The organism is Candidatus Binataceae bacterium (genome assembly GCA_035500095.1).
Classification (GTDB): Bacteria; Desulfobacterota; Binatia; order Binatales; family Binataceae; genus JAKAVN01.
This window is the reverse complement of record DATJXN010000145.1, coordinates 67378-90352: the sequence shown is the minus strand read 5'-3', so window position 1 is coordinate 90352 and position 22975 is coordinate 67378. Positions and strand designations below refer to the sequence as shown.

At 66.0% G+C, this 22975-nt stretch carries 21 protein-coding genes and 1 riboswitch; of the genes, 14 read left to right on the top strand and 7 right to left on the bottom strand.

Going from position 1 to position 22975, the window contains the following annotated elements; genetic code table 11:
- The first annotated feature begins 457 nt into the window (after positions 1–457).
- On the top strand, positions 458–1228 hold the full coding sequence (locus VMI09_16180) for an SDR family NAD(P)-dependent oxidoreductase (protein ID HTQ26226.1): 771 nt from the start codon (positions 458–460) through the stop codon (positions 1226–1228).
- A 5-nt stretch (positions 1229–1233) separates the two neighbouring features.
- Here VMI09_16180 and miaB read toward each other — a convergent pair whose 3' ends face one another.
- Positions 1234–2586: a tRNA (N6-isopentenyl adenosine(37)-C2)-methylthiotransferase MiaB gene (gene miaB, locus VMI09_16175; protein ID HTQ26225.1), complete on the bottom strand. Its 1353-nt coding sequence runs from the start codon at positions 2584–2586 to the stop codon at positions 1234–1236.
- Between the two features lie 167 nt (positions 2587–2753).
- Between miaB and VMI09_16170 the strand changes: the two genes are divergently transcribed.
- Together VMI09_16170 and VMI09_16165 are read left to right on the top strand one after the other, a co-directional pair.
- Complete coding sequence (locus VMI09_16170) at positions 2754–3491, top strand: 2OG-Fe(II) oxygenase (protein ID HTQ26224.1); 738 nt, start codon at positions 2754–2756, stop codon at positions 3489–3491.
- Positions 3492–3549: 58 nt separating this feature from the next.
- Positions 3550–3762: a hypothetical protein gene (locus VMI09_16165; protein HTQ26223.1), complete on the top strand. Its 213-nt coding sequence runs from the start codon at positions 3550–3552 to the stop codon at positions 3760–3762.
- A 123-nt stretch (positions 3763–3885) separates the two neighbouring features.
- Here the strand turns inward: VMI09_16165 and VMI09_16160 are convergent, their stop codons facing one another.
- Complete coding sequence (locus VMI09_16160) at positions 3886–4287, bottom strand: PPOX class F420-dependent oxidoreductase (protein HTQ26222.1); 402 nt, start codon at positions 4285–4287, stop codon at positions 3886–3888.
- Positions 4288–4604: 317 nt separating this feature from the next.
- Between VMI09_16160 and VMI09_16155 the strand changes: the two genes are divergently transcribed.
- The 8 genes from VMI09_16155 (at position 4605) to atpC (ending at position 11377) form a co-directional block, all read left to right on the top strand.
- Positions 4605–5159, top strand: a complete 555-nt coding sequence (locus VMI09_16155) for a polymer-forming cytoskeletal protein (GenBank protein HTQ26221.1) — start codon at positions 4605–4607, stop codon at positions 5157–5159.
- Between the two features lie 162 nt (positions 5160–5321).
- Entirely contained in the window at positions 5322–5774 is a 453-nt protein-coding gene (locus VMI09_16150) for an ATP synthase F0 subunit B (protein HTQ26220.1), read from the top strand.
- Positions 5775–5801: 27 nt separating this feature from the next.
- Positions 5802–6464: a hypothetical protein gene (locus VMI09_16145; GenBank protein ID HTQ26219.1), complete on the top strand. Its 663-nt coding sequence runs from the start codon at positions 5802–5804 to the stop codon at positions 6462–6464.
- Positions 6461–6997, top strand: a complete 537-nt coding sequence (atpH, locus tag VMI09_16140) for an ATP synthase F1 subunit delta (GenBank protein HTQ26218.1) — start codon at positions 6461–6463, stop codon at positions 6995–6997. Before VMI09_16145 ends, atpH begins: the two co-directional genes overlap by 4 nt.
- 24 nt (positions 6998–7021) lie before the next feature.
- Complete coding sequence (atpA, locus tag VMI09_16135; protein HTQ26217.1) at positions 7022–8560, top strand: F0F1 ATP synthase subunit alpha; 1539 nt, start codon at positions 7022–7024, stop codon at positions 8558–8560.
- Between the two features lie 31 nt (positions 8561–8591).
- The gene (gene atpG / locus VMI09_16130) at positions 8592–9464 is read left to right on the top strand and encodes an ATP synthase F1 subunit gamma (protein HTQ26216.1); all 873 of its coding nucleotides are present in this window, start codon (positions 8592–8594) and stop codon (positions 9462–9464) included.
- Between the two features lie 47 nt (positions 9465–9511).
- Positions 9512–10939, top strand: a complete 1428-nt coding sequence (atpD, locus tag VMI09_16125; GenBank protein HTQ26215.1) for a F0F1 ATP synthase subunit beta — start codon at positions 9512–9514, stop codon at positions 10937–10939.
- A 15-nt stretch (positions 10940–10954) separates the two neighbouring features.
- The gene (atpC, locus tag VMI09_16120; protein HTQ26214.1) at positions 10955–11377 is read left to right on the top strand and encodes an ATP synthase F1 subunit epsilon; all 423 of its coding nucleotides are present in this window, start codon (positions 10955–10957) and stop codon (positions 11375–11377) included.
- A gap of 99 nt (positions 11378–11476) precedes the next feature.
- On the opposite strand, the gene aroA is transcribed toward atpC, so the two are convergent.
- The gene (aroA, locus tag VMI09_16115) at positions 11477–12769 is read right to left on the bottom strand and encodes a 3-phosphoshikimate 1-carboxyvinyltransferase (protein ID HTQ26213.1); all 1293 of its coding nucleotides are present in this window, start codon (positions 12767–12769) and stop codon (positions 11477–11479) included.
- 375 nt (positions 12770–13144) lie between these two features.
- Here aroA and VMI09_16110 point away from each other — a divergent pair, with 375 nt between their 5' ends.
- Positions 13145–14215 (top strand): lytic transglycosylase domain-containing protein, encoded by a 1071-nt coding sequence (locus VMI09_16110; protein HTQ26212.1) that lies wholly within the window; start codon positions 13145–13147, stop codon positions 14213–14215.
- Between the two features lie 35 nt (positions 14216–14250).
- Here the strand turns inward: VMI09_16110 and VMI09_16105 are convergent, their stop codons facing one another.
- Positions 14251–14925, bottom strand: coding sequence for a glutathione S-transferase family protein (locus VMI09_16105; protein HTQ26211.1), 675 nt, complete (start codon positions 14923–14925; stop codon positions 14251–14253).
- Positions 14926–15080: 155 nt separating this feature from the next.
- Between VMI09_16105 and glnE the strand changes: the two genes are divergently transcribed.
- Positions 15081–18044: a bifunctional [glutamate--ammonia ligase]-adenylyl-L-tyrosine phosphorylase/[glutamate--ammonia-ligase] adenylyltransferase gene (gene glnE, locus VMI09_16100; protein HTQ26210.1), complete on the top strand. Its 2964-nt coding sequence runs from the start codon at positions 15081–15083 to the stop codon at positions 18042–18044.
- Positions 18045–18056: 12 nt separating this feature from the next.
- On the opposite strand, the gene VMI09_16095 is transcribed toward glnE, so the two are convergent.
- The gene (locus tag VMI09_16095; GenBank protein HTQ26209.1) at positions 18057–20138 is read right to left on the bottom strand and encodes a TonB-dependent receptor; all 2082 of its coding nucleotides are present in this window, start codon (positions 20136–20138) and stop codon (positions 18057–18059) included.
- A gap of 115 nt (positions 20139–20253) precedes the next feature.
- Positions 20254–20418, bottom strand: a riboswitch (cobalamin riboswitch).
- A 76-nt stretch (positions 20419–20494) separates the two neighbouring features.
- Here VMI09_16095 and cobU point away from each other — a divergent pair.
- Entirely contained in the window at positions 20495–21016 is a 522-nt protein-coding gene (gene cobU, locus VMI09_16090; protein ID HTQ26208.1) for a bifunctional adenosylcobinamide kinase/adenosylcobinamide-phosphate guanylyltransferase, read from the top strand.
- On the opposite strand, the gene cobS is transcribed toward cobU, so the two are convergent.
- Positions 21009–21818 (bottom strand): adenosylcobinamide-GDP ribazoletransferase, encoded by an 810-nt coding sequence (gene cobS, locus VMI09_16085; GenBank protein ID HTQ26207.1) that lies wholly within the window; start codon positions 21816–21818, stop codon positions 21009–21011. The two genes, cobU and cobS, sit on opposite strands and share 8 nt — an antisense overlap.
- A complete protein-coding gene (gene cobT / locus VMI09_16080; protein ID HTQ26206.1) occupies positions 21815–22891 on the bottom strand; it encodes a nicotinate-nucleotide--dimethylbenzimidazole phosphoribosyltransferase in 1077 nt (358 codons plus the stop codon). The genes cobS and cobT overlap by 4 nt, the downstream gene beginning before the upstream one ends.
- Positions 22892–22975: the final 84 nt, after the last annotated feature.

Sequence of the window (22975 nt, the reverse complement as noted above, 5' to 3'; positions counted from 1 at the left end):
CCTGTATCTCTCAAAGCAAGACTTTGCAGCTTAAGTCCGCCTCTTGGGCGTGTCAACCGCGGCTCGACGGCCCCGGCCGGCATCGCGCCGCGCCTCGCAGGCCCCGTAAACGCATGTAAATCGCGGGCTCCTTTGCTAGATGGTACCCCATCGCGGCCGGGGGCAGGCGTCTTGCCGCACGGGCTGCCGCGATGTCTGGGCTTTTTTAAGGAAGGGCGGCGGCGCGCGAGCTGCAATCCGCAAAAAGAGGGTTAATGCTAAAGCGGTGTCTGGAAATAAGTTTTCATCCCAAAGATCTGAAGGCTGTCCTTCCGAGCGCAGCGAGGAATCCCGGGTTCCACGAAAAATCGAATAAAGACCCGGGATTCCTCGGTCGCTGACTCCCTCGGAATGACACCTTGAGGCTTTTCCGGATAGTAAGTTATTTGCGGGACATCACACTAAAGGAGAGTTACCGATGGACCTGGGTCTCGCGAACAAGGTCGTGATGATAACCGGCGCGAGCCGTGGGTTGGGGCGGGCAATGGCCGAGGCGTTGGGCGCCGAGGGTGCGCGCCTTTGTCTCTGCGCGCGCGGAGCTGGGGCGCTGGAGAAGGCGGCGGCCGAGTTGCGTACGCGGGGCTACGAGGTTGACGCCGAGGCGGTCGACGTTGCCGACCCGGTTGCCGCCGCGCGATGGGTCGAAGGCGCCGCTGCGCGGATGGGCGCGGTTGACGTGCTGGTCAACAATGCGGGAGGCGCGCGGATGGGCGCGCTGGCGGACCTGGACGAGGCGGCGTGGCAGGCCGCGTTCCAGCTTAATTTCTTTTCGGCAGTGCGGCTTTCGCGGATGTGCGCGCCGCTGATGGAGCAGCGCGGCGGCGGCTCGATCATCAACATCAGTTCGATCTACGGCCGCGAGGCGGGTGGCCCGCTGACCTACAACTCATCGAAGGCCGCGATGATCTCGTTCACCAAGATGCTTTCGCGCGAGCTGGCGCCCAAAGGAATCCGGGTCAACACCGTCGCGCCCGGATCGATCCTTTACCCGGGAGGCAACTGGGAGAAAGCGTTCAAGGCCAATCCGGCTTTCGAGAAGGACTTCATAAGCCACGAGTTTCCCGCCGGCCGCCTGGGCCGTCCCGAAGAAGTCGCCTATGCCGTGGTGTGCCTGGCCTCGCCGCGGGCAAGCTGGATCACCGGGGCCTGCCTGCCGGTGGACGGCGCTCAGGGGAGATCGCTGATCTGACGAGATTACGCGAGCACGCAGTGGAGCGTATGCGCGCTCGCCGACTCCACGCGCGCCGCCACGGTATCGCCGGGAGCGATCGACGCGGCGGCCGGGAACACCGCCGTCTTGAATTGCGGCGTCTTGCCGGCGAGCATCCCTTGGCCCCGCCGCGCCGGCCCCTCGACCAGTACCGCGACCTGTTCGCCTATGAGGACGCGGTTGCGCTCGGCCGAGATGCGCTCCTGTAGTGCGATAACTTCGGCCAGCCGGCGGCCCTTTTCTTCTTCGCTGACGGTGTCGCCGAGCCTGAACGCGCGAGTGTTCTCGCGCAGCGAATATTTGAAGCTGAACGCCGAGTCGTAGCGCACCGCTGCCATCAACTCGAGCGTCGCGCGAAACTCCGCTTCCTCCTCGCCGTGAAAGCCCACGATGATGTCGGTCGAGAGCGCAATTGCCGGTACCGCCCCGCGAATCCGCTCGACCAGGCGCAGGTATTCGGCGGCCGTGTATCCGCGTTCCATCGCGGACAGTACCCGGTCCGATCCCGATTGCACCGGCAGATGGAGCGACGGCTGCACTTTCGACTCGATCGCCATCGCCTCGATAACAGACTCGCTCATGTCCGAGGGATGCGGGGACGTGAAGCGGATTCGCTCGACGCCTTCGACTGCGGCGACCAGGTGAAGCAGGCGGCCGAAGTCGGTATCGCCGAAGCGGTAGGCATTGACGGTCTGTCCGAGCAGCACGATTTCGCGCGCGCCGCGCGCGGCGAGTCCGCGAATGTCGTCCAGAATAGCCTCGGGCGGGACGCTGCGCTCGCGGCCGCGCACGTACGGAACCACGCAAAACGCGCAAAACCGATCGCATCCGCGCATCGCGGTCACGTACGCGCGCACGCCGCCTTCGTGCGCCGGGACAATATCGGCATAGGTTTCCAGGCGATCCAGGCGCACGTCGATCTGCGCCGCGTGCCGCGTTGCGCTGCCGGAACGCGCGCGGCCGAGCAATTCCGGCAGCCGCCGGTAGCTGTCCGGCCCCGCGACTAAATCCAGCCACGGCGCCTTCTCGATCAGCGCGGCGCGGTTGTGCGTCGCCATGCATCCGAGCAATCCCAGCCGCAATCCGGGGCGCATACGCCGCAAGCGCGCCAGATGGCCGAGGCGCTGCAGCACGCGTGCTTCGGCATGCTCGCGAATCGCGCAGGTGTTAAGCAGGATAACGTCGGCTTCTTCGGCGGCGGCGGCGAACACGTAGCCGGCGCGGCGCAGCACTGCGCCGACCAACTCGGAATCGGCGATGTTCATCTGGCAGCCGTAGGTCTCGATAAAGACCCTCGGCTGAGATGATGCGCTCCTGGGCTGTTCCGAATCTTCCATCGCGGCTAATCAGAATATCAGGGGCCCGGCGCTGTTGTCAGCTTGGCGAATATTCAACCAGGCGGGCGGCTGGTTCACGCGGGCGCGGATGCGGGGTTGAAGTCTGTAAGATGATCGTACGAACCTCGTCGTATGCTGAGTTCGTGAAAGAAAAACTCCCAACCGCAATGACCGGGGAGGCAGTTCCGGCGCTGACCGCCGAGTTCGAACGCCGCCTGAACGCGCTCGACTGGGCCGCGCTCGAGCGCACGCTCGACGAGCGCGGCTACGTGACCATCCCCGCGATGCTTGCGCCGGCACGATGCGCCAGGCTTGCCGCGATGTACGACGAGCGCGAGCGCTTTCGTTCGCGGGTCGTGATGGAACGGGTGCGCTTCGGCGTGGGCGAATACAAGTATTTCGCGCCGCCGCTGCCGCCGCTGGTGGCCGCCATCCGGACCGCGATTTACCCGCATCTTGCGCCGATCGCGAACCGATGGCGCCGCGCGATGGGCCGCGACGCAATGTATCCACCGCAACTCGAGCGCTTCCTCGATATCTGCCGGCGCGCCGGGCAAATCAAACCGACCCCGCTCCTGCTCCGCTACGACGCCGGCGGCTACAACTGCCTCCACCAGGACCTTTACGGCGAGGTCGCCTTTCCGCTCCAGCTGACCTGCCTGCTGAGTCAGCCCGGCGTCGATTTCAGCGGCGGCGAATTCCTGCTGATCGAGAACCGCCCGCGCGCGCAGAGCCGCGGCGAAGCGATCGCGCTCAGCCATGGCGAAGCGATCATCTTCGCGACCAGCGAGCGGCCGGTCGCCGGCAGCCGCGGCCACTACCGGGTGATGATGCGCCACGGGGTGAGCCGGATGCGCGAGGGGCGGCGGTTCAGTCTCGGGGTAATTTTTCACGACGCCAGATGAAGCGGCATCGCGCGCGGCGGTTGCCGCCTTGCCCGCCGCCTCGCTATTCTGGTTGGCGATGCAAGGGAACAGAGACCCTCGCCGGCCCGCGTTCGAGCGGATGGAAGCCTCGCTGCTCGCCTGTCCCAGGTGCAACCGCGCGGTCAAAGTCCGAAAGCGTCTGCTGCTGATTCTGCCCGAGGGCGACAAGTACGAGTACGTCTGTCCGCATTGCGGCTCGACCTGCGGCAGCACGATTCAGCAGGAAAGCAGACCCCGCAGCCTTCACTGAGCTGACGCTCGCACGCGTCGCGCCCGGCCATGACGGGCCGGCGGCAAGTTACCGCCGACCCGGCCTTCATATACCACTCGGTCCGAATTTTCCCGAATTTTCGAACCGAACTGCGAAGCCGCCCTAGTTCATCCCCTGACCGGAAAGCGGTTCGATATAATAAATCACGCGCTTCTCGGTGGGCGTGCGGTAGGGGTACGAATCGACGCCCATGTACTTTTTGGCCAGCGAATCGATATGTGCGTCGGCGCCCTGCTCGCTTTCCTTCGCCACCTTGCCGCGAATCTGCACGTAGCGGTAGGGGTTATCGGGATCCGATATCGAGAGCGCGACCTTGGCGCCAACCTTGAGGTTGCGGTCTTTCACCCGGCCGCGCGCCGTGTTCACGCGAATCATCCCGTCGGTATAGTCCAGCCATACGGGCGTCACCTGGGGTGAGCCGTCCTTCATCGTCGTCGCAAGGTGCGCGAAGGATTTCTTGTTCGCCGAGACGAGATCGAGATACTTCTCCGGAATTGCTCCCATGGCTTCCTCGTTTTGTTGGAGTGATGTCAGATCCAAATCCGATTACTGGCGCCAGCATAGCATCGAGACAATCGTAGCGATAAGAGCTGCGTAGCGATAAGAGCTGTGAATGACCTGAAGCGGCGTTTATCCGGGATGCTTGCGGCGCCCCGAAAAGGAAGAGGTTGCGAGCCTAAGCCCGCTATGAGCTATTCTTTGACCGATCAGGGAGCCCGGGCCCGTCAGGCAAATTGACTCTCTCATTTGTATTGGCTATGAGCGAAGCCTACACTGTCCGTCGTGCGGCCGGTGCCCGGGCCTCTGAGGAGACTTTATAAATGGCGCTTTTCAATAAAGAACCGGAAAAGAACATTCGAACCGACGCGTCCGTGAGGCCGCAGACGGGGCAGGCCGTGCCGGTGCCGCCGCCGGCGCCCCCGCTCGAGAACCGCAGCGTTCCGCCGCCGCGCCAGACCGCGTCCGCTCCGATGGAGGCGCGCGCCTACCTCGACCAGGGCTCGAAGGTGAGCGGTAAGCTCAGTTTCGATGGACCTGCCCGGATCGACGGTCAGGTCGATGGCGAAATCACCGCCAAGGACACCGTGATGATCGGCGAGAGCGCGGTCGTAACCGCCCAGATCAAGGCCGCGTCGATAGTCGTGGCCGGCAAGATAAGCGGCGATATCACGGCCAGTCAGCGGATCGAGATTCGTCCCTCGGCCAAAGTGGTGGGCAATCTCACCGCGCCGGTGCTGGTGGTACACGAGGGCGCCGTCTTCGAAGGACATTGCGCGATGCAGCCTGAAGGCGCGCGCGAGGAGCGCAAGCTCACCACCGTGTATCCGAAGGAAGAGCGCATGGTGGCGCAGGCCGGAGGTCAAAAGCAGGCCTGACCACCAAAGTCCGGCCGAAGCCCGGTCAATCTGGCACGGCGCGGGTCAGCCTGTTCGATCCGCCTCCGACACCAGCCTCCGGCGCCCGGACGATCCGCCCCGGGCGGACGCCGCTCACGCCGGCAACAACCGCAATCCATCCCGCACGGGAGACGCCGAAAAATGCACATTCCGCCCGACTGGGGAATCTTTTTCACCCTGATTGTGTCGTTCCTCGTTTTCTGGTTTATATTCGATCGAATTTTTTTCGGCCCTTTCCTCAAGCTGCTCGGCGACCGCGAAAGCAAGCTCAAGGATTTGAGCGCGCGCGCCGAGCAACTGCTCAAAGAGGAGAAAGCTGCTGCGGAGGAGCGCGACCGCCAATTGACCGAATTGCGGCGTGAGGCGCTGGCCGTGCGCGAGGCCGAACGGCGCAAGGCCGAGGCGGAGGCCGCACGCATGATCGATGAGGCCAAGGCCGAAGCGCATAAAGCCCTGGAACGTGTCAGGACCGAAATTGAAAATGAATTGCGTGCCGGCGAGCGGGAACTCGAACAACTGGGCCGCACGCTCGCGGTCGAGCTTGCGGGCCGCGTCCTCGGCCGCCCGGTGAACGGCGCCGCGCAAGGCTCATAGGGAACTTCGAACAGTCATCGATCAAGCATGCTGCGTAACGTGATTTCCATGGGGCGCGTGCCGATAGCCCGAGTACGGAGCTCAGCCGAAGGGAGCCCGATCGTATCGATCGTCCTAGTCGGCGCGGCCCTGCTGATCGGCGCGGCCCTGTTCGCGCCCATATCCGGATGGTGCGCAGAGGCGGGCGGCGCCGAGGCCGAAGGCGGCTCATGGCTGTCGCTGCTCCCCTACGTCATCAACTTCGGCCTGTTCGTCTGGATCCTGATGCGCTTCGCGGCGCCGATGGCGCGCAAATTCTTTGGCGATCGCGCCGGCAGTATCAGGGAGACTTTCGCGCGCGCCGAGACCGCGCTCAAGGAAGCGCAGGACCTCGCCAATCGGACGGCCGAGCGGATGTCGCGGCTGGAGACCGAAAAGCAGCAGCTCCGCGCCGACCTCGACGCCGAAACCGCTTACATCGCCAACCGGATCCGCGAGCTCGCGCGTGAAACTGCGGACCGAATCGTCCGCGATACCAAGCTCACCGGCGAGGCGATATCGGAGGCCGCCCAGCGCCAGGTGCGCGCGCAGCTCGCCGAAGCGACCGGGCGCCTCGCGCGAGATCTGGTGGCGAGGAACTTCAACGATGACGACCAGACGCGCCTGCTTCGCGGCTTCGAGGAGCGGCTTGCACAGGAGGCGCGTCGATGAAGAGTTCGCGAGTCGCCAAGCGCTACGCGCGCGCGCTGCTCGGACTCTCCGACGATCGCGCGCTGCTCGAAACCTGGGGCGCCGAACTCGAACGCCTCGCGCGCATCGCGGACGCTCCTGAAGTTGCCCACGGTCTCGCCTCGCCCGAGGTCTCGCACGAGGCGCGCATCTCCGCGATGGCGAAGATCGCCGAGCGGCTGGAATTGAGCTACCCGCTGCGCTCGCTCGCGGTGGTGGTCGCGCGCCACGGCCGGATCGCCGATCTGGCCGCGGTCTCGCAGTCTTACCAGGACCAGCTCGACCTGCTGCTTGGGCGCGCGCGCGCCACCCTGACATTCGCCCGCGAGCCGGGCGTGCAGGATACCGAGGCGGTGGTGCGGGGGCTCGAAGCGATGATACGCAAGACCGTGATCGCGACGGTCAAGGTTGACCAATCATTGCTCGGCGGCGTCGTCGCCGAGCTGGAGGGAAAAATCTACGACGGCAGCCTGGCCACGCGGCTGGGCGAAGCCGCCCGCCGGCTGGCGGGCTGAGGCGGCCGGGAAAAAACAACTGCCATGGCGGAAATCAGACCATCCGAAATCAGCGACATTCTGCGCAACGAGATCAAGGGCTTCGAGGGCTCGATCACCGTAAGCGAAACCGGCCGCGTGCTCTCATGCGGCGACGGCATCGCGCGCATCTACGGCCTGCAAAACGCGGCGCTCGGCGAGCTGCTGGAATTTCCCCACGGGATCTTCGGCATGGTGCTCAACCTCGAAGAGGACAACGTCGGCGCGGCCCTGTTCGGCGATCCACAGGCGATTCGCGAGGGCGATGAGGTCAAACGCACCAGCCGGATCGCCGAGGTTCCGGTCGGCGAAGCCCTGCTCGGGCGCGTCGTCAATTCACTCGGCCAGCCGATCGACGGCAAGGGGCCGATCAAAGCCGCCGAACAGCGCCGGATCGAAATCAAGGCGCCGGGCATCATCCGCCGCCAGCCGGTAAAGGAGCCGCTGCAGACCGGCATCAAGGCGATCGACTCGATGCTGCAGATCGGACGCGGGCAGCGCGAGCTGATCATCGGCGACCGCCAGACCGGCAAGACCGCGATCGCGCTCGACGCGATCATCAATCAGCGCGGCCAGAACGTACAGTGCTTTTACGTCGCGATCGGGCAGAAGCGCTCGACCGTCGCGCAGGTGGTGGACAAGCTCAACCGCTACGGCGCGATGGAGTACACGACGGTGGTCGCGGCGACCGCTTCGGAAGCCGCCCCGCTGCAGTTCATCGCGCCCTATAGCGGCTGCACGATGGGCGAGTACTTCCGCGATACGGGCCGCCACGCGCTGCTCGTTTACGATGATCTCTCCAAGCACGCGCAAGCCTATCGCCAGCTCTCGCTGCTGCTGCGCCGCCCGCCCGGCCGCGAGGCCTATCCGGGCGACGTCTTCTACCTGCACTCGCGCCTGCTCGAGCGCGCGGCTAAGATGGGCGACGCCGACGGCGCCGGCTCCCTGACCGCGCTTCCGGTTATCGAGACCCAGGCCGGCGACGTCTCGGCTTACGTCCCGACCAACGTCATCTCGATCACCGACGGTCAGATCGTGCTCGACAGCGACCTCTTCTACTCGGGCATCCGGCCCGCCGTAAACGTCGGCCTTTCGGTTTCGCGGGTCGGCTTCTCGGCCGCCGTAAAAGCGATGAAGCAGGTCGGTGGCACGCTCAAACTCGACCTCGCGCAGTATCGCGAGATGGCGGCCTTCGCTCAGTTCGGCTCGGACCTCGACCAGGCCAGCCAGCGCCTGCTGCATCGCGGCGAGCGGCTGACCGAGATGCTCAAGCAGAACCAGTACGAGCCGCTCTCGATCGAAAAGGAAGTGCTGATCATCTTCGCCGCCAACGAGGGCTACTTCGACAAGCTCGAAGTCTCGCAGATCAAGGCCTTCGAGACTGGGCTCTACGCGTTTTTCGATTCGCGCCAGAAAGACCTCCTCGACGAGATCAAGACCAAGCGCGAGCTTAGCGACGATCTGCGCAAGCGCCTGCGCGCCGCGATGGATCAGTACCAGCAGACCTTCGGCTCCGCGCAGGGCAATGGCGCCGCGAAAGCCTGACCGCGCGGCGGTGCAGGCAGCTTAGGCAACGATGGCGTCGCTCAAGGCAATCCGCCGGCGGATTTCGTCGGTCAAATCAACCCAGCAGATCACGCGCGCGATGAAGCTGGTCGCCGCGGCGCGTCTGCGCCGCGCGCAGGAAGCGCTGCAGAACGCGACCCCGTACCATGAGGCGCTCGAGCGGGTGGCGGACTCGCTGTTCGCGACTGAGCGGGCCGCGCTGGCTCCGGCGGAAGACGCCAGGCGCGAGACGCTGATCGTGGTGATCGGCTCGGACCGCGGGCTTTGCGGCGGTTACAACGCCAACGTGATGCGCGCGGCGGAAGATGAAGCGCGGCGCGTCGAACGCGACGGGAACAAGGTCAAGTTCTATGCCGTCGGGCGCAAGGCGCTGGATCATCTGCGCCGCGCCGGCCACACGATCGCTCATCAGAGCGTCAACAACCCGCGCCTCGCGACCTTCGGATTGGCGCAGGACCTGGCCTCTCGAATGCTCGCCGATTATCGCGGCGGCGGCGTGGTCGAGACCGGGCTCGTGTTCAGCGAATTCCGCTCGGCGCTCTCGCAGCGGCCAACCTACGAACGGCTCCTGCCGGTGAGCGAGCTCAAGCCCGAGCAGGGCGCGGGCGAAATCGCCGCGCCCGTCGATTACCTGGTCGAGCCCAGCCGCGCCGAATTGGTGCCGGTGGTGCTGCGCAGCTATCTCGAGGATTCGATTTTTCACGCGCTGCTCGAGGCCGAAGCGAGCGAGCAGGGCGCGCGGATGACCGCGATGGACAGCGCGACCAACAACGCCTCGGATATGATCGGGCGACTGACGCTCGAGATGAACCGCGCGCGCCAGGCCGCGATCACAACCGAATTGATGGACATAGTCGGCGGCGCCGAGGCTCTCAGAGCCTGACCGGCGCGCGCCGCGATGGACGAATCCGCCAGGAAAATTTTGAAGCTATGAGTGAAACAGCAACAGGCCGCATCAGCCAGGTTCTGGGCAACGTCGTTGACGTCGAGTTCCGCAACGGCGCGCTGCCGTCCATCTTCAACGCCTTGCGCGTCTCCAACCCCGCGCTGGGCACGCGCGAGGGCAATCTCGTGCTCGAGGTCGCGCAGCACCTGGGCGAAAACACCGTGCGCTGCATCGCGATGGACGCGACCGAGGGACTGGTGCGCGGGATGGCGGTCAGCGACACCGGCAATCCCATCACCGTCCCGGTCGGCCCGGAAACGCTCGGCCGCCTCATCAACGTGATCGGCGAGCCGGTCGACGAAGGCGCGGCGCTCAGCGCCCCGCACCAGATGCCGATCCATCGCGACCCTCCGACCTTTGCCGACCAGGCGACCGAAGCCGAGATCCTCGAAACCGGAATCAAGGTCATCGATCTCATTTGCCCGTACGCGCGCGGCGGAAAGATCGGGTTGTTCGGCGGCGCGGGCGTGGGCAAGACCGTCACCATCATGGAGCTCATCAACAACGTCGCCAAGCAGCACGGCGGCGTGTCGGTCTTCGCCGGCGTGGGCGAGCGCTCGCGCGAAGGCAACGACCTCTACCGCGAACTGCAGGAATCCGGCGTGCTCTCGAAGACCGCGCTGGTCTATGGCCAGATGAACGAGCCGCCCGGTGCACGCGCCCGCGTGGCGCTGACCGGCGTCACCGTGGCCGAATACTTCCGCGACGAAGAGGGCCGCGACGTGCTGTTCTTCGTCGACAACATTTTCCGCTTCGTGCAGGCCAACTCGGAAGTCTCGGCGCTGCTCGGCCGCATGCCCAGCGCCGTCGGCTATCAGCCGACCCTGGGCACCGATCTCGGCGAACTCGAGGAACGCATCACCACGACCAAGAAAGGCGCGATCACTTCGGTACAGGCGATCTTCGTCCCGGCCGACGACTATACCGATCCTGCGCCCGCGACCACGTTCACTCATCTGGACGCGACCACCGCGCTCGACCGCAAGATTTTCGAAAAGGGCATTTTCCCCGCGGTGGACCCGCTGGCCTCGACCTCGCGCATCCTGGATCCGCAGGTCGTCGGCCAGGAGCACTACGACGTCGCGCGCCGGGTGCAGCAGATTCTGCAGCGCTACAAGGACCTGCAGGACATCATCGCGATCCTCGGGATGGACGAGTTGTCGGCGGACGACAAGCTGGTGGTCGCGCGCGCGCGCCGCGTCGAGCGCTTCCTCTCGCAGGCGATGCACGTCGCGGAGCCGTTCACCAGCATCCCGGGCGCCTACGTCACGCGCAAGGAGACCGTGCGCGGCTTCGCCGAAATTCTCGACGGCAAGTGCGACGACCTGCCCGAGCAGGCCTTCTATCTCGTCGGCACGATCGACGACGCACGCGCCAAGGCCGAACGGCTGGCGCGCGGCGAGGCGCGCTAGCGTATCCGCATCGCGATGGCCACGAATTTCGCATTCAAGCTCGTCACGCCGACCGGCGTGCTGTTCGACGGTGAGGCTGAGCAGGTAAACGCGTTCAACCCGCTCGGTGAGTTCGGCGTGCTTGCCGAGCACGTCAACTACATCACCTCGCTCGTGCCTGGCCTGCTGACGATCCGGACGGCCGCGGGCGAGACGCTTCAGTACCTGGTCACCGGCGGGCTGGTCGAGGTCAAGGACGGCGCGATGACGGCGCTCGCGCAAAGCGCCGAAGTGCCCAAGAAGGTCGCCCCAACCGACGAGACCGAACTGCGCGCGGCCGAGGAACGGCTCTCGCAGATGAGCATGTTCGATGCGAACTACGACGAAGAGAAGCAGGCGGTGATGGTGATGCGGGCGCGCCGCGACGTCGCCGAGTCGCGCCGCACCGCCGAGCACTAACGCCCGCACCAATTACCGCAGCGGCGCAACGACACAGAGATCGGAATCCCTGAGGGCCGTTCAGAACGGCCCTCTTTATTTAACCGTGACGCGGCTGAGCTACGCCCGCCCGTTCGACAGCCGGGCGAGGTCGCGGAAAAAATCCGGATAGGTCTTGGAAACGCATCCGGGATTTTTGATCCGGATACCCGCGGTCTTCAGTCCCGTAACCGCGAACGCCATCGCAATTCGATGGTCGTCGTAGGTTTCGATCGCCGCCGCGCCAATCCGCGACGGCCCGATCAGAATCCCATCCTCGCTTTCATTGACCGCCGCGCCGAGGCGGCGAAGCTCGGTCGTGAGGGCGCGCAGGCGATCACTCTCGTGATGGCGGATGAAAGCGACGCCGCGTATCCGCGTGGGCGATGAGCAGAACGGCGCAATCGCGGCGAGCGTCGGCACGAGGTCGGGCATTCCGCCCATCTGGACATCGACGCCGTTAAGCGCCGTTTCGCTGCCGCTGACCCTGACGCCGTCGGGGCGCCACTCGATGCGCGCGCCCATCCGTTCCAGCAGTGCCATGAACGCGATATCGCCCTGCACCGAGCAGGCGTGGAGTCCTTCCAGCACGACGCTGCCGCCGGCCAGCGCGGCCGCGGCGGCAAAATAGCTCGCGCTCGAAGCGTCGGGCTCGACCGCGAAGTCCTTTTGCGGCGCGTAGCGCTGGCCGCCCGGCACGACGATTTCGCCGTCGCGCATCGTCGCGCCCACGCCCCATCGTTCCATCATTCGCAACGTCATCGCGATAAACGGGCGGCCGGCTTCGCCGATCACGGTGAGTTCGACCCCGCGCGGCCAGAGCGCCGCGGGCATCAGCAGCGCCGAGACAAATTGCGAGGAGACCGCGGCGTCGATTCGCGCCGCGCCGCCGCTCACGCCGCCCTCGCCGATTTCGATCAGCACCGGCGGGCATCCGTTGTTCCGCTCGGCGCGCACCGATACACCAAGAGCGGCGAGCGCTTCGAGCAGCGGACCGATCGGGCGTTCACGCATCCGTTGATTCCCGTCGATCCGGAAGCGTCCGCGCCCGAGTGTCAGGAAGCCCAGCAAAAAGCGCATCGCCGTGCCCGCACCGCCGACGTCCAATTGTGCGCCGCGGACGGGAATGGCGCCGCCGCGGCCATCGACGACGATTCGCGCCGCCGCTTCGTCGAGGACCATAGTAAAGCCGAGCGCGCCCAGCGCGGCCGCCATCCGGCGCGTATCGTCACTGAAGCCCGCACCGGAGACCGTCGAGCGGCCGTCGGCCATCGCGGCTAGCACCAGCGCGCGGTTGGTGATGCTCTTGGAACCGGGGACCCTGATGGATGCGGCTATCGGATGCGTGAGCGGAGCTATTTCGATTTCGTCCACTTTGATGCTTCAGGGGTTACGCTTAAGGGGCGAGCTTAGCTGCGCGCGCGAACCCTGCTCAAGCTGCTGTTTCGACGATGCAATCTGCGGATTTGTTGATCCTTGTCTCCTGTGACCAGCATAGCTCACCAAATCACAGAATTTCACAGATGATTCGCTTTGAAATATAAGGACGTTTAGTTGACTGCGATAGCTAATAGGCATATTCGATACATGTTGTGTTCGGCGCCGAGCGGGGGACTGCCGCTGCGCCAGGTTTGTTGTGCTCACAGAGGGGTGGCGGCAGGAGCGGAAATGCCGAGAACGACGACGTCCGCAACCGCAACGGTATACAAGCGATTGATCCACGCGGCACTGTCCGCAGCCGTGGCTTTGATGCTGTGCGGTTTGTTTGCGGCGACGGGGTGGGCTGGCAGCGAAGTCACCATCCTCAAGAGCAGCGTTGACCACTCTCCGTTTCCCCGTCCCGCGGCGCTCGAGCCCAATATCAATTTCTGGGTCAGAGCCTTTACCTACTGGAGCGAGCGCGACTTCGTCATCCACGATCGCGACAATGTTTCGCTGATCTACCAGAAATTTCATATGCCGGGCGATGGCCCTCCAACCGGCGAAGAGGTCGAGTGGGCCAACGCTTACCTGAAGGCCAAGTACGGCGACATCCTGAACCGGCTGGCCACGGGACAGCAGCCGATCGGATGGGAGGAGCAGCGCGTCGCCGCGATGTTTAAAGGGCAGCCGCCGGCGGCTTACGCTCGCGCCGCGCAGAATTTGCGCGTACAGGAGGGTCTGAGCGAACAGTTCCACGATTCGCTGCTGCGCAGTCGCTACTATCGTCCCAGGATGGAGCAGGTATTTGTGCGGGCAGGGCTGCCGCCCGAACTGGTGGCGCTGGTGTCGGTTGAGTCAGGCTTTTCGGCGCGCGCCCGCTCCAGCGCCGGGGCGCTCGGGATTTGGCAGTTCACGCGCTCGACCGGCCGCGAGTTTCTCAAGATCACGCGCTATCGCGACGACCGGCTCGATCCGGTGCGTTCCACGCAGGCGGCGGCGGAACTGTTGCAGTCAAACTACCAGGCGCTCGGCAGTTGGCCGCTCGCGATCACCGCCTACAATTATGGGACCGGTGGAATGGAGCGCGCTGCCGCCGAATTCGGCAGCGACTACATCAAGATCATCCAGAACTACAGCGGCGCGCACTTTGGATTCGCGGTCAAGAATTATTACGCCGAGTTCCTCGCGGCCGACCAGGTCCATCGCTACGAGGACAAATACTTTCCCGGAATCGAAAGCGAAGAAGCGCCGCCGCCGCCGACCTCCTCGCCGATCCTCCACTTGCGGCGGATCATCCATCACTTTCACGTCCGTCATCATCACGCTCACGTAAGGCAGGTATCCGACTCGCACCGGCACTCCGCGTCGGCCGCCGGGCGTGGCCGCAACGAATCCTGATCATCGCGTCGCGCGCGGCATGCCGGGGTTCGCGCTCAGCGCAATTCGCTCGCCTCGGCCACCCTGGTACGCGGGCTTATCGCCCGGTAACTCGGGCGCTGGCGCAATTCCCTCAGATAGCGTTCGACGCGGGGAAACTCCTCCAGCGCAAGCTGGTCGACCTCGAGCACCATCGCCAGCACCATCATCGGCACGTCCGCCATCGAAAAACCCCCGTGCAGATATCCGCCGGACGGCGCTGCCCCGAGGGTCTTTTCGATAAACGGAAGATCGCGCTGGCGCAGGCCCTCGCGCCCCTTCTCCATGCGCTCGGCGTCGCGCTTCTCGGGATCGCTCCAGTAGGCCATCCAGATGAGCGGCAGGTCTCCGCCGAGCAGCGCCTCATCGGCAAACTGTTCGAGTTCCCGCACTTGCGCGCGCGCTAGCGGATCGTCGGGCAACAGGCGCGGCGGACCGTAGCGATCGTCGAGATATTCGTCGATCACGGTCGAATCGAAAATCGTCACACCCTCGTCCTCGATATACGGCACCTTGCCGAGCGGATGGCGCGCCAGCATCGCGGGCGGCTTCTTCCAGAGGTCGCCGGGGCGCAGATTTTCGATCCGGTAGCGGAGGCGCTTTTCTTCGAGCACCACCTTGGTCTTGCTCCCATGCGTGGAGCGCAGTGTGCCCCATGGGTAATCGCGCTCGGTCGTGTAGAGGATGATCATTGGGAGCGCCTCCGGGCGGAAATTCCGACGGAGTGTACCACCGACTCGGGCGAGGCCGTCAACGCCGGCGCTTTGCTCCCGCGAGCGCCATCGGCATCGGCGCGCCGACCCGTGCCGCTCTGCTAATCTTATCAGCGATGACCGGAACGTCGGCGATGACCGCGACGGATTTGCTCGCGCCCGAGCTTCGCGACCTGGCGGCGCAGCTTGCGCGCCTGCTCGGCGACCAGCGTCTTGCCGCGGCCGCAACGGCAGCGGTGGCGCAACGCGCCCCCGACGAACGCCTGGCGCTCGCGGCCCTGCTCAAGCTCGTCGAGGACTCGCCGCAGGAGCTCAAGGAGGCGCTCGCCGACGAAGCGTTTGCCGGCGATCTGGCGCTCTGTGTCGGCGGATCGGAGATCGTCGCGCAGGGGCTCGGCGCGATGGGTTCGCGATGGCTCGACTTCTTCCGCGCCGCACGCGGCGCCAGCGCCGAATCGATCGACCGCGCGCTGCGTTTCAGCGCCGATCCCGTCGGCGAGCGGCGCGAAGCCGCGCGCCGCCTTGCCGAATTCAAGCAGCGTCTGTTCCTGCGGATCGCGATCGCCGACCTTACCGGCCGATTCGACGTGGCGGCGACGATGCACGCGATGTCGCGGCTCGCCGAAGAATGTATATGTGCCGCTATTGCCTCCGCGCGCCTCATCGTCGGCCGCGATGTACCGGCTGCCGGAGGGTTGTGCGTGCTTGGGATGGGCAAGCTGGGCGCACGGGAGCTCAACCTCAGTTCCGACATCGATCTGATCTACCTCTTTGACGGGCCGCAGCACGACGCCGAAGTCGTAAGGCGGCTCGGCGAAACGCTGATCGAGCTTTTGTCGCCCGGATGTTTCCGGGTGGATATGCGGCTCCGTCCGGGTGGCAGAAACGCGCCGCTGGTGACTCCCTTCGAGGGCGCGCTGAGCTTCTACCAGAGCTTCGGCGAAACCTGGGAGCGCGCCGCTCTGCTGCGCGCGCGGCCGGTCGCCGGCGTGATCGAGGTCGGCGAGCGATTGCTCGGCGACCTCGCCCATTTCGTCTATCGCCGCTTTCTCGACTTCGACACGCTGCGGCAGTTGCGGGCGATGAAGCAGCAGATCGAGCGCGAGCTGCGCTCGCCCGACCTGGTCGCGCGCAACATCAAACTCGGCTACGGCGGAATTCGCGAGCTCGAGTTCATCGTGCAGGCGCTGATCCTGGTCTATGGCGGGCGCGATCCGCGCCTGCGCCTGGCGGGGACGCTCGAGGCGCTGGAGCGTCTGGGCGCGCTCGGCTACCTCGACGCCGGCCGCGCGCGCGAACTCGCCGCGGCCTACCTTTTTCTGCGCGATGTCGAACACAAGCTGCAGGTCGTCGCCGCGCTTCAGACCCATGTGCTGCCGGCCGGGGACGCGGGGCGCCGCGCGCTCGCGGCGCGGATGCGGCGCGGCAAGGACGATGCCGAGCGCGCCCGTTTCGAAACCGAACTGATAAACCATCGCGCGCTGGTTGCGGCGCAATTTCGCGAGATGCTGGGCGCCGCCGAGGATCGCGGAGGACGCGCGGCTTCCGCGGCCGCCGACGAGGCGTGGCGCGCGGCGCTCGACCCGCATCAATCGGCGCCGATGCTCGGGGCGCTGGGCTTTGCGCGGCCCGAAGAAAGCGCCGGGCATCTGCTGGTATTGGCGCGCGGACCGGAACATGCAATCGCGGCGGTGGCGCCGCGCCGGCGCGAACTTCTCGAGCGGCTCGGCCCCCTGCTGCTCGACGAAATTCGCGAGCTTGCCGACCCCGACCTCGCACTGATGAATCTTGCCTCGTTCATCTCGGCGATCGGCGCGCGCAGCTCCTTTCTCGAACTGCTCGAGCAGCATCCCGCAACCCGCCGCGTGGTACTGAGCCTGTTCGCCTCGAGCGCCTATCTGTCGACCATTTTCATTCGCCATCCGGACATGATCGACACCCTGGTGCGCTCCGATCTCGCGCGGCCGCGGCGCGCGCAGGCGGACCTCAACGAGGAGCTACGAGCGCTCATCGCGGCGAGTCCCGATCTCGAAAGCCGCCTCGACGCGATCCGCTCCTTTCGCCACCAGGAGTTCCTGCGCGTCGCGATCGCCGATCTCGCGGGCCACCTGGACGCCGACGCCGTGCAGGCCGAGCTTGGACTGCTCGCCGAAGTAGTGCTGCGCTGCGCGCTGGATCTCGCGCGGGCCGAAGTTGCCGCGCGCATCGCCATTCCGCCGACGCTCGAGCTGGTCGCGGTGGCGATGGGCCGGCTGGGCGCCGCCGAGATGTCCTATAACTCGGACCTCGATCTCATTTTCGTCTATCACGATCGCGGCGAGGTCGCGGAGGACAGCCGTGTCGCCGCGTCCAGGATCGTGCAGAAGCTGATCGCCGTGCTCGAGGCGCGCACCCGCGAAGGCTATGCCTACAAGATAGACCTGCGCCTGCGCCCCTCGGGCAACGCGGGACCGCTGGTGGCCTCGCTCGAGGGCTTCCGCGAATACCATCGCACCAGCTCCTCGGCGGTTTGGGAGCGCCAGGCGCTGGTGCGCGCCCGCGTCATCGCGGGCACACCGGCGCTGGAGGCTGAGGTCGAAGCGGCGCGGCGCGAATTCGTATTCGGCCGCGGGCTTGATCGCGCGGGGGTGGGCGAGATAGCCGCGATGCGCCAGCGCATCGAGCGCGAACTCGGCGCGGACGGGCGCGGCCGCCTCAATATCAAGCAGGGGCGCGGCGGACTGGTCGACGTGGAATTCCTGACCCAGATGATGGCGCTGCGCCGCGGCCACGCCTTTCCGCAATTGACCAGCCGCTCCACGGTCGCGCTGGTGCGCGGGATCGGAGAGTGCGGATTGCTTGGGCGCGATGCGGCCGCGCAACTGGAAGCGGACTATCGCTTCCTCTCGCGCCTGGAGAACCGCCTGCGCATCGAAACCGACCAGGCCGCGTGGGCGCTTCCGACGGCGGCCGAAGGCCTTGGTCCGCTCGCACGCCGGATGGGCTACCGCGAGGCCGACGGCGCGGCGCGCCTGCTCGCCGAGGTCGAAGCCTGCCGCTTGCGTATCCGCACGACGTTCGACGAATGTTTCCGGATGGAAATGTCGCGCGAGGAATGAACCCGTGCGCGCCTAAAAGTCGACTTTCACTCCCCCGATAAAGTTAACCCGCGGCGAAGGAAATCCGATTATTTCGTTGTAACGGCGGTCGAGCAGGTTCTGTACGCGCACGTAAACCTGCTCGCCGCGAATCCGCCCCAGGCTCAGCCCGGCGTCATAGGACGCCGTCAGATCGAAGCGATTGTATGCGGGATTGTTCTGAATCGTCGCCGTCGTCTGGTTGATGTCGTCGCGGTCGCCGACGAAATAGTATGCGAGGTTGGCCGAGACTGCGTCGTGCTCGCGCCACAGCGCCTTGTGCGCCCAGGTCAGCAGCGCGAAGGCCGCGTACTTGGGCACGCGCAGCGGGCGGATTTCGGGCGACGAGGAGACGTGGGTTTCATCGATCACGGTCAGGTTGCCGCTGAACGCGAACCCGCGCGTCAGTTGGACCGCCGGCACAATCTCGACGCCTTGGACATCGACGCGTCCGGCGTTCTCCGCCTCGACGCATCCGGGAAACGTCGTGCACGGCGCGGCCACGATCAGGTTGTGCACCCGGCGCGAAAAATAAGTCGAGGTAAACGACAGTGTCTCACCGAAGGTCTTGGTGATTCCGCCGTCGTATTCGCTGGAAATCTCCGGGCTCAGATTTGGATTGCCGAAGTCGGGAAAATACAGCTCGTTGAAGCTGGGTGCGCGAAACCCCTCGCTGTAGCTGCCGCGCAGTGTCACCCCCCAGCGCTCAAGCGGTATCGCGACCGTCCACGACGGGCTTACTTCGATACCGAACTGGCTGTTGCCGTCCACGCGCAAGCCGCCGGTCAGCAGCAGCATGCCGTCCAGCAGCCGTCCCTCCTGCTCGAGATAGCCCGCATACTCCTGGCGCCGCGCATGGAACGCGGTGAACGATTGGGTCGGCGGATCGATCGTGTCGAATAGATCCGCCGAGCGCACCCAGCGATCCTTGAAGTCGAAGCCGACGAGCGAGCGAAAACCCTCGCCCCACCGATAGTGCAGCTCGATGTTGGTGCCGCGCGTTTCGTCCGGAATGCGGTCGCGCTGGAAGGTCTCATTGGCCGGGAACGGGGTATCGTTGATGCGCTGATCGTTGCGCACGAAAAACGTGCTCATCCGGCTCTCGAGCCGATCGGTGAAGTGATGGGTGACGACCCCGTTGTAAAGCATGAACTCGTTGCGCTGATGCGCGTTGGGATCGACAGGCGTGATAAAGTTGGAGAAGTTGACCAGGCTCACGTTGGCGCGGATGTACCGCGCGAAGCCGGTGAAGGTCGTATCGGGGCTCAGATGGTAGTCGATGCGGCCGACGCCCGAGAGGTTGTCGGCGCTGGCATTGCGCGGACGAAACGCGGTGGTCGAAAAATATGACAGCGCGCCCGAGTAGGCGAGCCGACCCTCGGCGCCATCGAAAAGCACCGCTTGGCGTTGGGTCGCGCGATTGCCGCCCTCGCCGTCGTAGCTGATCTCGAACGGCCCGCTGCCCTCGCGCGTGATCAGGTTGACTACCCCGCCGATCGCCGACGAGCCGTAGAGCGCACCACCAGCGCCGCGCACCACCTCGATACGCGAGAGATTGTCGCTGGTCACGTCGGAGATATCGAAGCCGCCGGTCGCGCCGCTGTTGACGTCAACGCCGTCGAGCAGGATCAGCGTCTGGGCCGCGGTCGAGCCGCGAATCGAAACATCGGTCTGCGTGCCTGCCGATCCGCTCTGCTCAATCACGACCCCTGGCACCTGGCGCAAAACTTCGCCCGAAGCATGGATCTGCTGCTCGTCGATCTGGTGAGATTCGACCACGCTCACTGTCGTGCCGACAGAGTCGAGCGGCTGTTCCATCCGCGTCGGAGTTACCACGAACGTCATCTTCGGCAGCTTGCTATGGCGCTTGGCGGACGTTCCGGGCTTGTTTGATCCGGCAGGCTTGTTGGACTTGGCCCGCTTGTTTGACTTGGCCTGCTGGTTCGACACCGGTTGCGCGACTGGCGGCGTAGCGGACGCCGGCGTCGTCTGGGCGCACACGCCGCGCGGAGCAATCGGCGATCCGGGAAAAATGAGAAATGTCAGGACGGCGGCAACAGCGACCGATCTTTTCATAGCCTCCCTCGAGCTATGCGTCGGCCGCGCAGGGATTCGTTGACTCAGGCGCTCGGGCAGGCTCCCGGCGAAGAGAGCGGCGAGGAACCTAAGCCTCCTTCCCCACGGAAGGCCAACGGCTTAATAGTCGCCCGGCCGGTCTCCTGGCTTGGGGATCATCCTCGGGCCCGCCTTCCCGCTGGCTAGCGGTGGCCTGGAAGGGCCGTTGTCCCCCCGTACAGTTGCGGGGCAGCGCCGGACTCTAACCGGCTTCCCGTACACCGGGCGCACAAGACTGATATGATTTTCACGCGCGATGGTCAACCGTCGCAGCGGGGCAACGCGGTCAGGACGGGCGGAACGACAGGACCGGGGGAATGGGCAGCGTAACGCTGATAACAGGAGCGGCACGGAGCGGCAAAAGCGCGCATGCCCTGGCGCTGGCCGAGCAGGCCGCGGGCGCTCGGCGATTCTTCATCGCCACGGCGGAGGCGCTCGATGACGAGATGCGCGAACGCATCGCGCACCATCGCGCGTCCCGCTCCGCCGGCTTCGCGACGATCGAAGAACCGATCGCCATCGCCGATGCGCTCACAAAGCTTGCGCACCGCGCCGACGTCGTGGTCGTCGATTGCCTGACGCTCTGGATCTCGAACCTCCTGATGGCCGGGCTGAGCGATGAAGAGATCCTGGCCGAGGCGCGCGGCCTCGCCGGCGCGATGGAGTCCGCGCCGTTTGCGTGCTTCGTGGTGACCGGCGAAGTCGGGGCTGGAATCGTGCCGGAAAACGCGATCGCGCGGCGCTTCCGCGATCTTCTCGGATGGACCAACCAGGCAGTGGCGCGTGCGGCCGAGCGCGTGGAGCTGATGGTCGCGGGCTACCCGATGCGGGTCAAATAGCCGCCATCGCGAGCAGCACAGCCACCTCCACCAGTTCGCCCGCGGCGCCGAGAAGATCTCCCGTCACGCCGCCGAGCCATCGCCGGTATGCCGCGCGGAGCAGCGCCGCGCCGGCGGCGGCAACGGCATAGGCCCAAAGCGCCCGCCACGAGAGCACCGGCACGACCGCGAGCGCGGCGAGCGCGCTCGCGCGAGAGAGATTGCGATCGCCGCCGGACCCTACCAGCAAGGTCCCCGCGCCTTCAGGCCGCAGATAACCGATTCGCCAGCTCGCGGCCACCATCGCCCAGCGCGCAAGGCCCGGCGCAAGCCACAACGCCGCGGCGCGGCGCGCCTCGCCCATCGTCGCCAGCGCCACGCACTCGAGCGCGAGAAAGAAGAAAATTGCGGCTGTGCCGAAACTGCCGATCCGGCTGTCGCGCATGATGTCGAGCGCGCGTCGCCGATCCGTTCCCGCGCCCAGCGCGTCGGCAGTGTCGGCAAGGGCGTCAAGATGGACCGCGCCGGTCAGCACGGTGAGCGTCAACACCAACAGGACCGCGGCGAGCGCGTCGCCGAAGAGCCGAGTCAGCAGCAGGTTCCCGGCCGCGAGCATCGCGCCGAGCGCAAATCCGACGAGCGGAAACCATCCGAACGAAGCCACAACCGTCTCGGGCTCGGCATCAGCCCTCGGAAGCACCGGCAGGATAGTGAGGAAACCCGCGGCCAGGCGGATCTGAGCGAGCGCTCCGCCGCGCGCGGCGTGCGCCGCAGAGTGCGTCGCGTTCGCCTGGTTCTCCGCGCCGGGACGCTCCTCGCTCATTCGGCTTTCCCGGCGACCTTCTCCGAGACGCCAGCGCTTTCGAACGTCGCCATCTCGTGAAATAGCGCGAGCGCTGCTTCGACGAGACTCATCGCAAGCGCGGCGCCCGTGCCCTCTCCCAATCGCATCTCGAGATCGACTATCGGCCGGACGCCGAGTTTCGCAAGGCCGAGCGCGTGGCCGCCCTCGGAAGAGCGATGGCCGAAGAACAGGTGTGCGAAGAGACCGGGGCTCAGCCGCTCTGCGGCGACTGCCGCGGCCGTGGCGATAAATCCGTCAACCATCACCGGAACGTTCAGCGCCGCCCCGCCGAGGCACACGCCGGCCATCGCCGCGATCTCGAAACCGCCGAGCGCAGCAAGCGTCGCCATCGGATCCTTCAGTTTCGCCCGATGAAGCTTGAGCGCGCGTTCGATAGTCGCGACCTTATGCGGCATCGCGGCGTCGTCGAGGCCGGCGCCGCGCCCGGCGAGGCGCGCCGGCCGAATCCGCGTGAACGCCGCGAGCAGCGCGGCCGCCGAAGTGCTGTTGGCGATTCCCATCTCGCCGATTCCAAGCAGCGTAGCGCCCGCCGCGACCGCCGCGCGCGCGACTTCAATGCCGACCTCGAGCGCCGCCCGCGCCTCCCCGGCAGACATCGCTGCCTCGCGCGACAGGTTACACGTGCCTGCGCCGACACGCCGATAGACCACGCCGGGCAGCGCGGCAGCGCTGGTGTCGGCGGCCACCCCAACGTCCGTGATCCACAGCCGATAGCCGAGACGGCGCGCGAGCACGCTTATCGCCGCGCCGCCGCCGGCGATATTGCGCAACATCTCGGCCGTGACCGCCTGCGGGTAGGCGCTTACGCCTTCCGCCGCCACTCCGTGGTCGGCCACGAATACGCACAAGGCGCCGCCTCCGAACCCGGCGCTCGCGTCGCGCCGCACCGCGGCGTAGCGGCGCACGATCTCCTCCAGGTGACCGAGGCTGCCGCGCGGCTTCGTCAGCGAGTCGAGCCTGCGGCTCGCTTCAGCGGCCGCCGCCGCGTCGGGCGAGGTTATCGCCTCGAGCGTTTCTTCAAGCAAACCCACCGCAGCGCTCCTGGTCCGGTTAATCGGCATGCGAGGCATGCGCGCCGCGCGCCTGTCGCGGTCGCGGTCGTCGAATTCGAACTG

What these genes read in the sequence shown, in the direction of transcription:
- VMI09_16180 (HTQ26226.1), top strand. Translation starts at nt 458, where the DNA reads ATGGACCTGGGTCTCGCGAACAAGGTCGTGATGATAACCGGCGCGAGC.
- miaB (HTQ26225.1), bottom strand. Translation starts at nt 2,586, where the DNA reads ATGGAAGATTCGGAACAGCCCAGGAGCGCATCATCTCAGCCGAGGGTC.
- VMI09_16170 (HTQ26224.1), top strand. Translation starts at nt 2,754, where the DNA reads ATGACCGGGGAGGCAGTTCCGGCGCTGACCGCCGAGTTCGAACGCCGC.
- VMI09_16165 (HTQ26223.1), top strand. Translation starts at nt 3,550, where the DNA reads ATGCAAGGGAACAGAGACCCTCGCCGGCCCGCGTTCGAGCGGATGGAA.
- VMI09_16160 (HTQ26222.1), bottom strand. Translation starts at nt 4,287, where the DNA reads ATGGGAGCAATTCCGGAGAAGTATCTCGATCTCGTCTCGGCGAACAAG.
- VMI09_16155 (HTQ26221.1), top strand. Translation starts at nt 4,605, where the DNA reads ATGGCGCTTTTCAATAAAGAACCGGAAAAGAACATTCGAACCGACGCG.
- VMI09_16150 (HTQ26220.1), top strand. Translation starts at nt 5,322, where the DNA reads ATGCACATTCCGCCCGACTGGGGAATCTTTTTCACCCTGATTGTGTCG.
- VMI09_16145 (HTQ26219.1), top strand. Translation starts at nt 5,802, where the DNA reads ATGCTGCGTAACGTGATTTCCATGGGGCGCGTGCCGATAGCCCGAGTA.
- atpH (HTQ26218.1), top strand. Translation starts at nt 6,461, where the DNA reads ATGAAGAGTTCGCGAGTCGCCAAGCGCTACGCGCGCGCGCTGCTCGGA.
- atpA (HTQ26217.1), top strand. Translation starts at nt 7,022, where the DNA reads ATGGCGGAAATCAGACCATCCGAAATCAGCGACATTCTGCGCAACGAG.
- atpG (HTQ26216.1), top strand. Translation starts at nt 8,592, where the DNA reads ATGGCGTCGCTCAAGGCAATCCGCCGGCGGATTTCGTCGGTCAAATCA.
- atpD (HTQ26215.1), top strand. Translation starts at nt 9,512, where the DNA reads ATGAGTGAAACAGCAACAGGCCGCATCAGCCAGGTTCTGGGCAACGTC.
- atpC (HTQ26214.1), top strand. Translation starts at nt 10,955, where the DNA reads ATGGCCACGAATTTCGCATTCAAGCTCGTCACGCCGACCGGCGTGCTG.
- VMI09_16110 (HTQ26212.1), top strand. Translation starts at nt 13,145, where the DNA reads ATGCTGTGCGGTTTGTTTGCGGCGACGGGGTGGGCTGGCAGCGAAGTC.
- VMI09_16105 (HTQ26211.1), bottom strand. Translation starts at nt 14,925, where the DNA reads ATGATCATCCTCTACACGACCGAGCGCGATTACCCATGGGGCACACTG.
- glnE (HTQ26210.1), top strand. Translation starts at nt 15,081, where the DNA reads ATGACCGCGACGGATTTGCTCGCGCCCGAGCTTCGCGACCTGGCGGCG.
- VMI09_16095 (HTQ26209.1), bottom strand. Translation starts at nt 20,138, where the DNA reads ATGAAAAGATCGGTCGCTGTTGCCGCCGTCCTGACATTTCTCATTTTT.
- cobU (HTQ26208.1), top strand. Translation starts at nt 20,495, where the DNA reads ATGGGCAGCGTAACGCTGATAACAGGAGCGGCACGGAGCGGCAAAAGC.
- cobS (HTQ26207.1), bottom strand. Translation starts at nt 21,818, where the DNA reads ATGAGCGAGGAGCGTCCCGGCGCGGAGAACCAGGCGAACGCGACGCAC.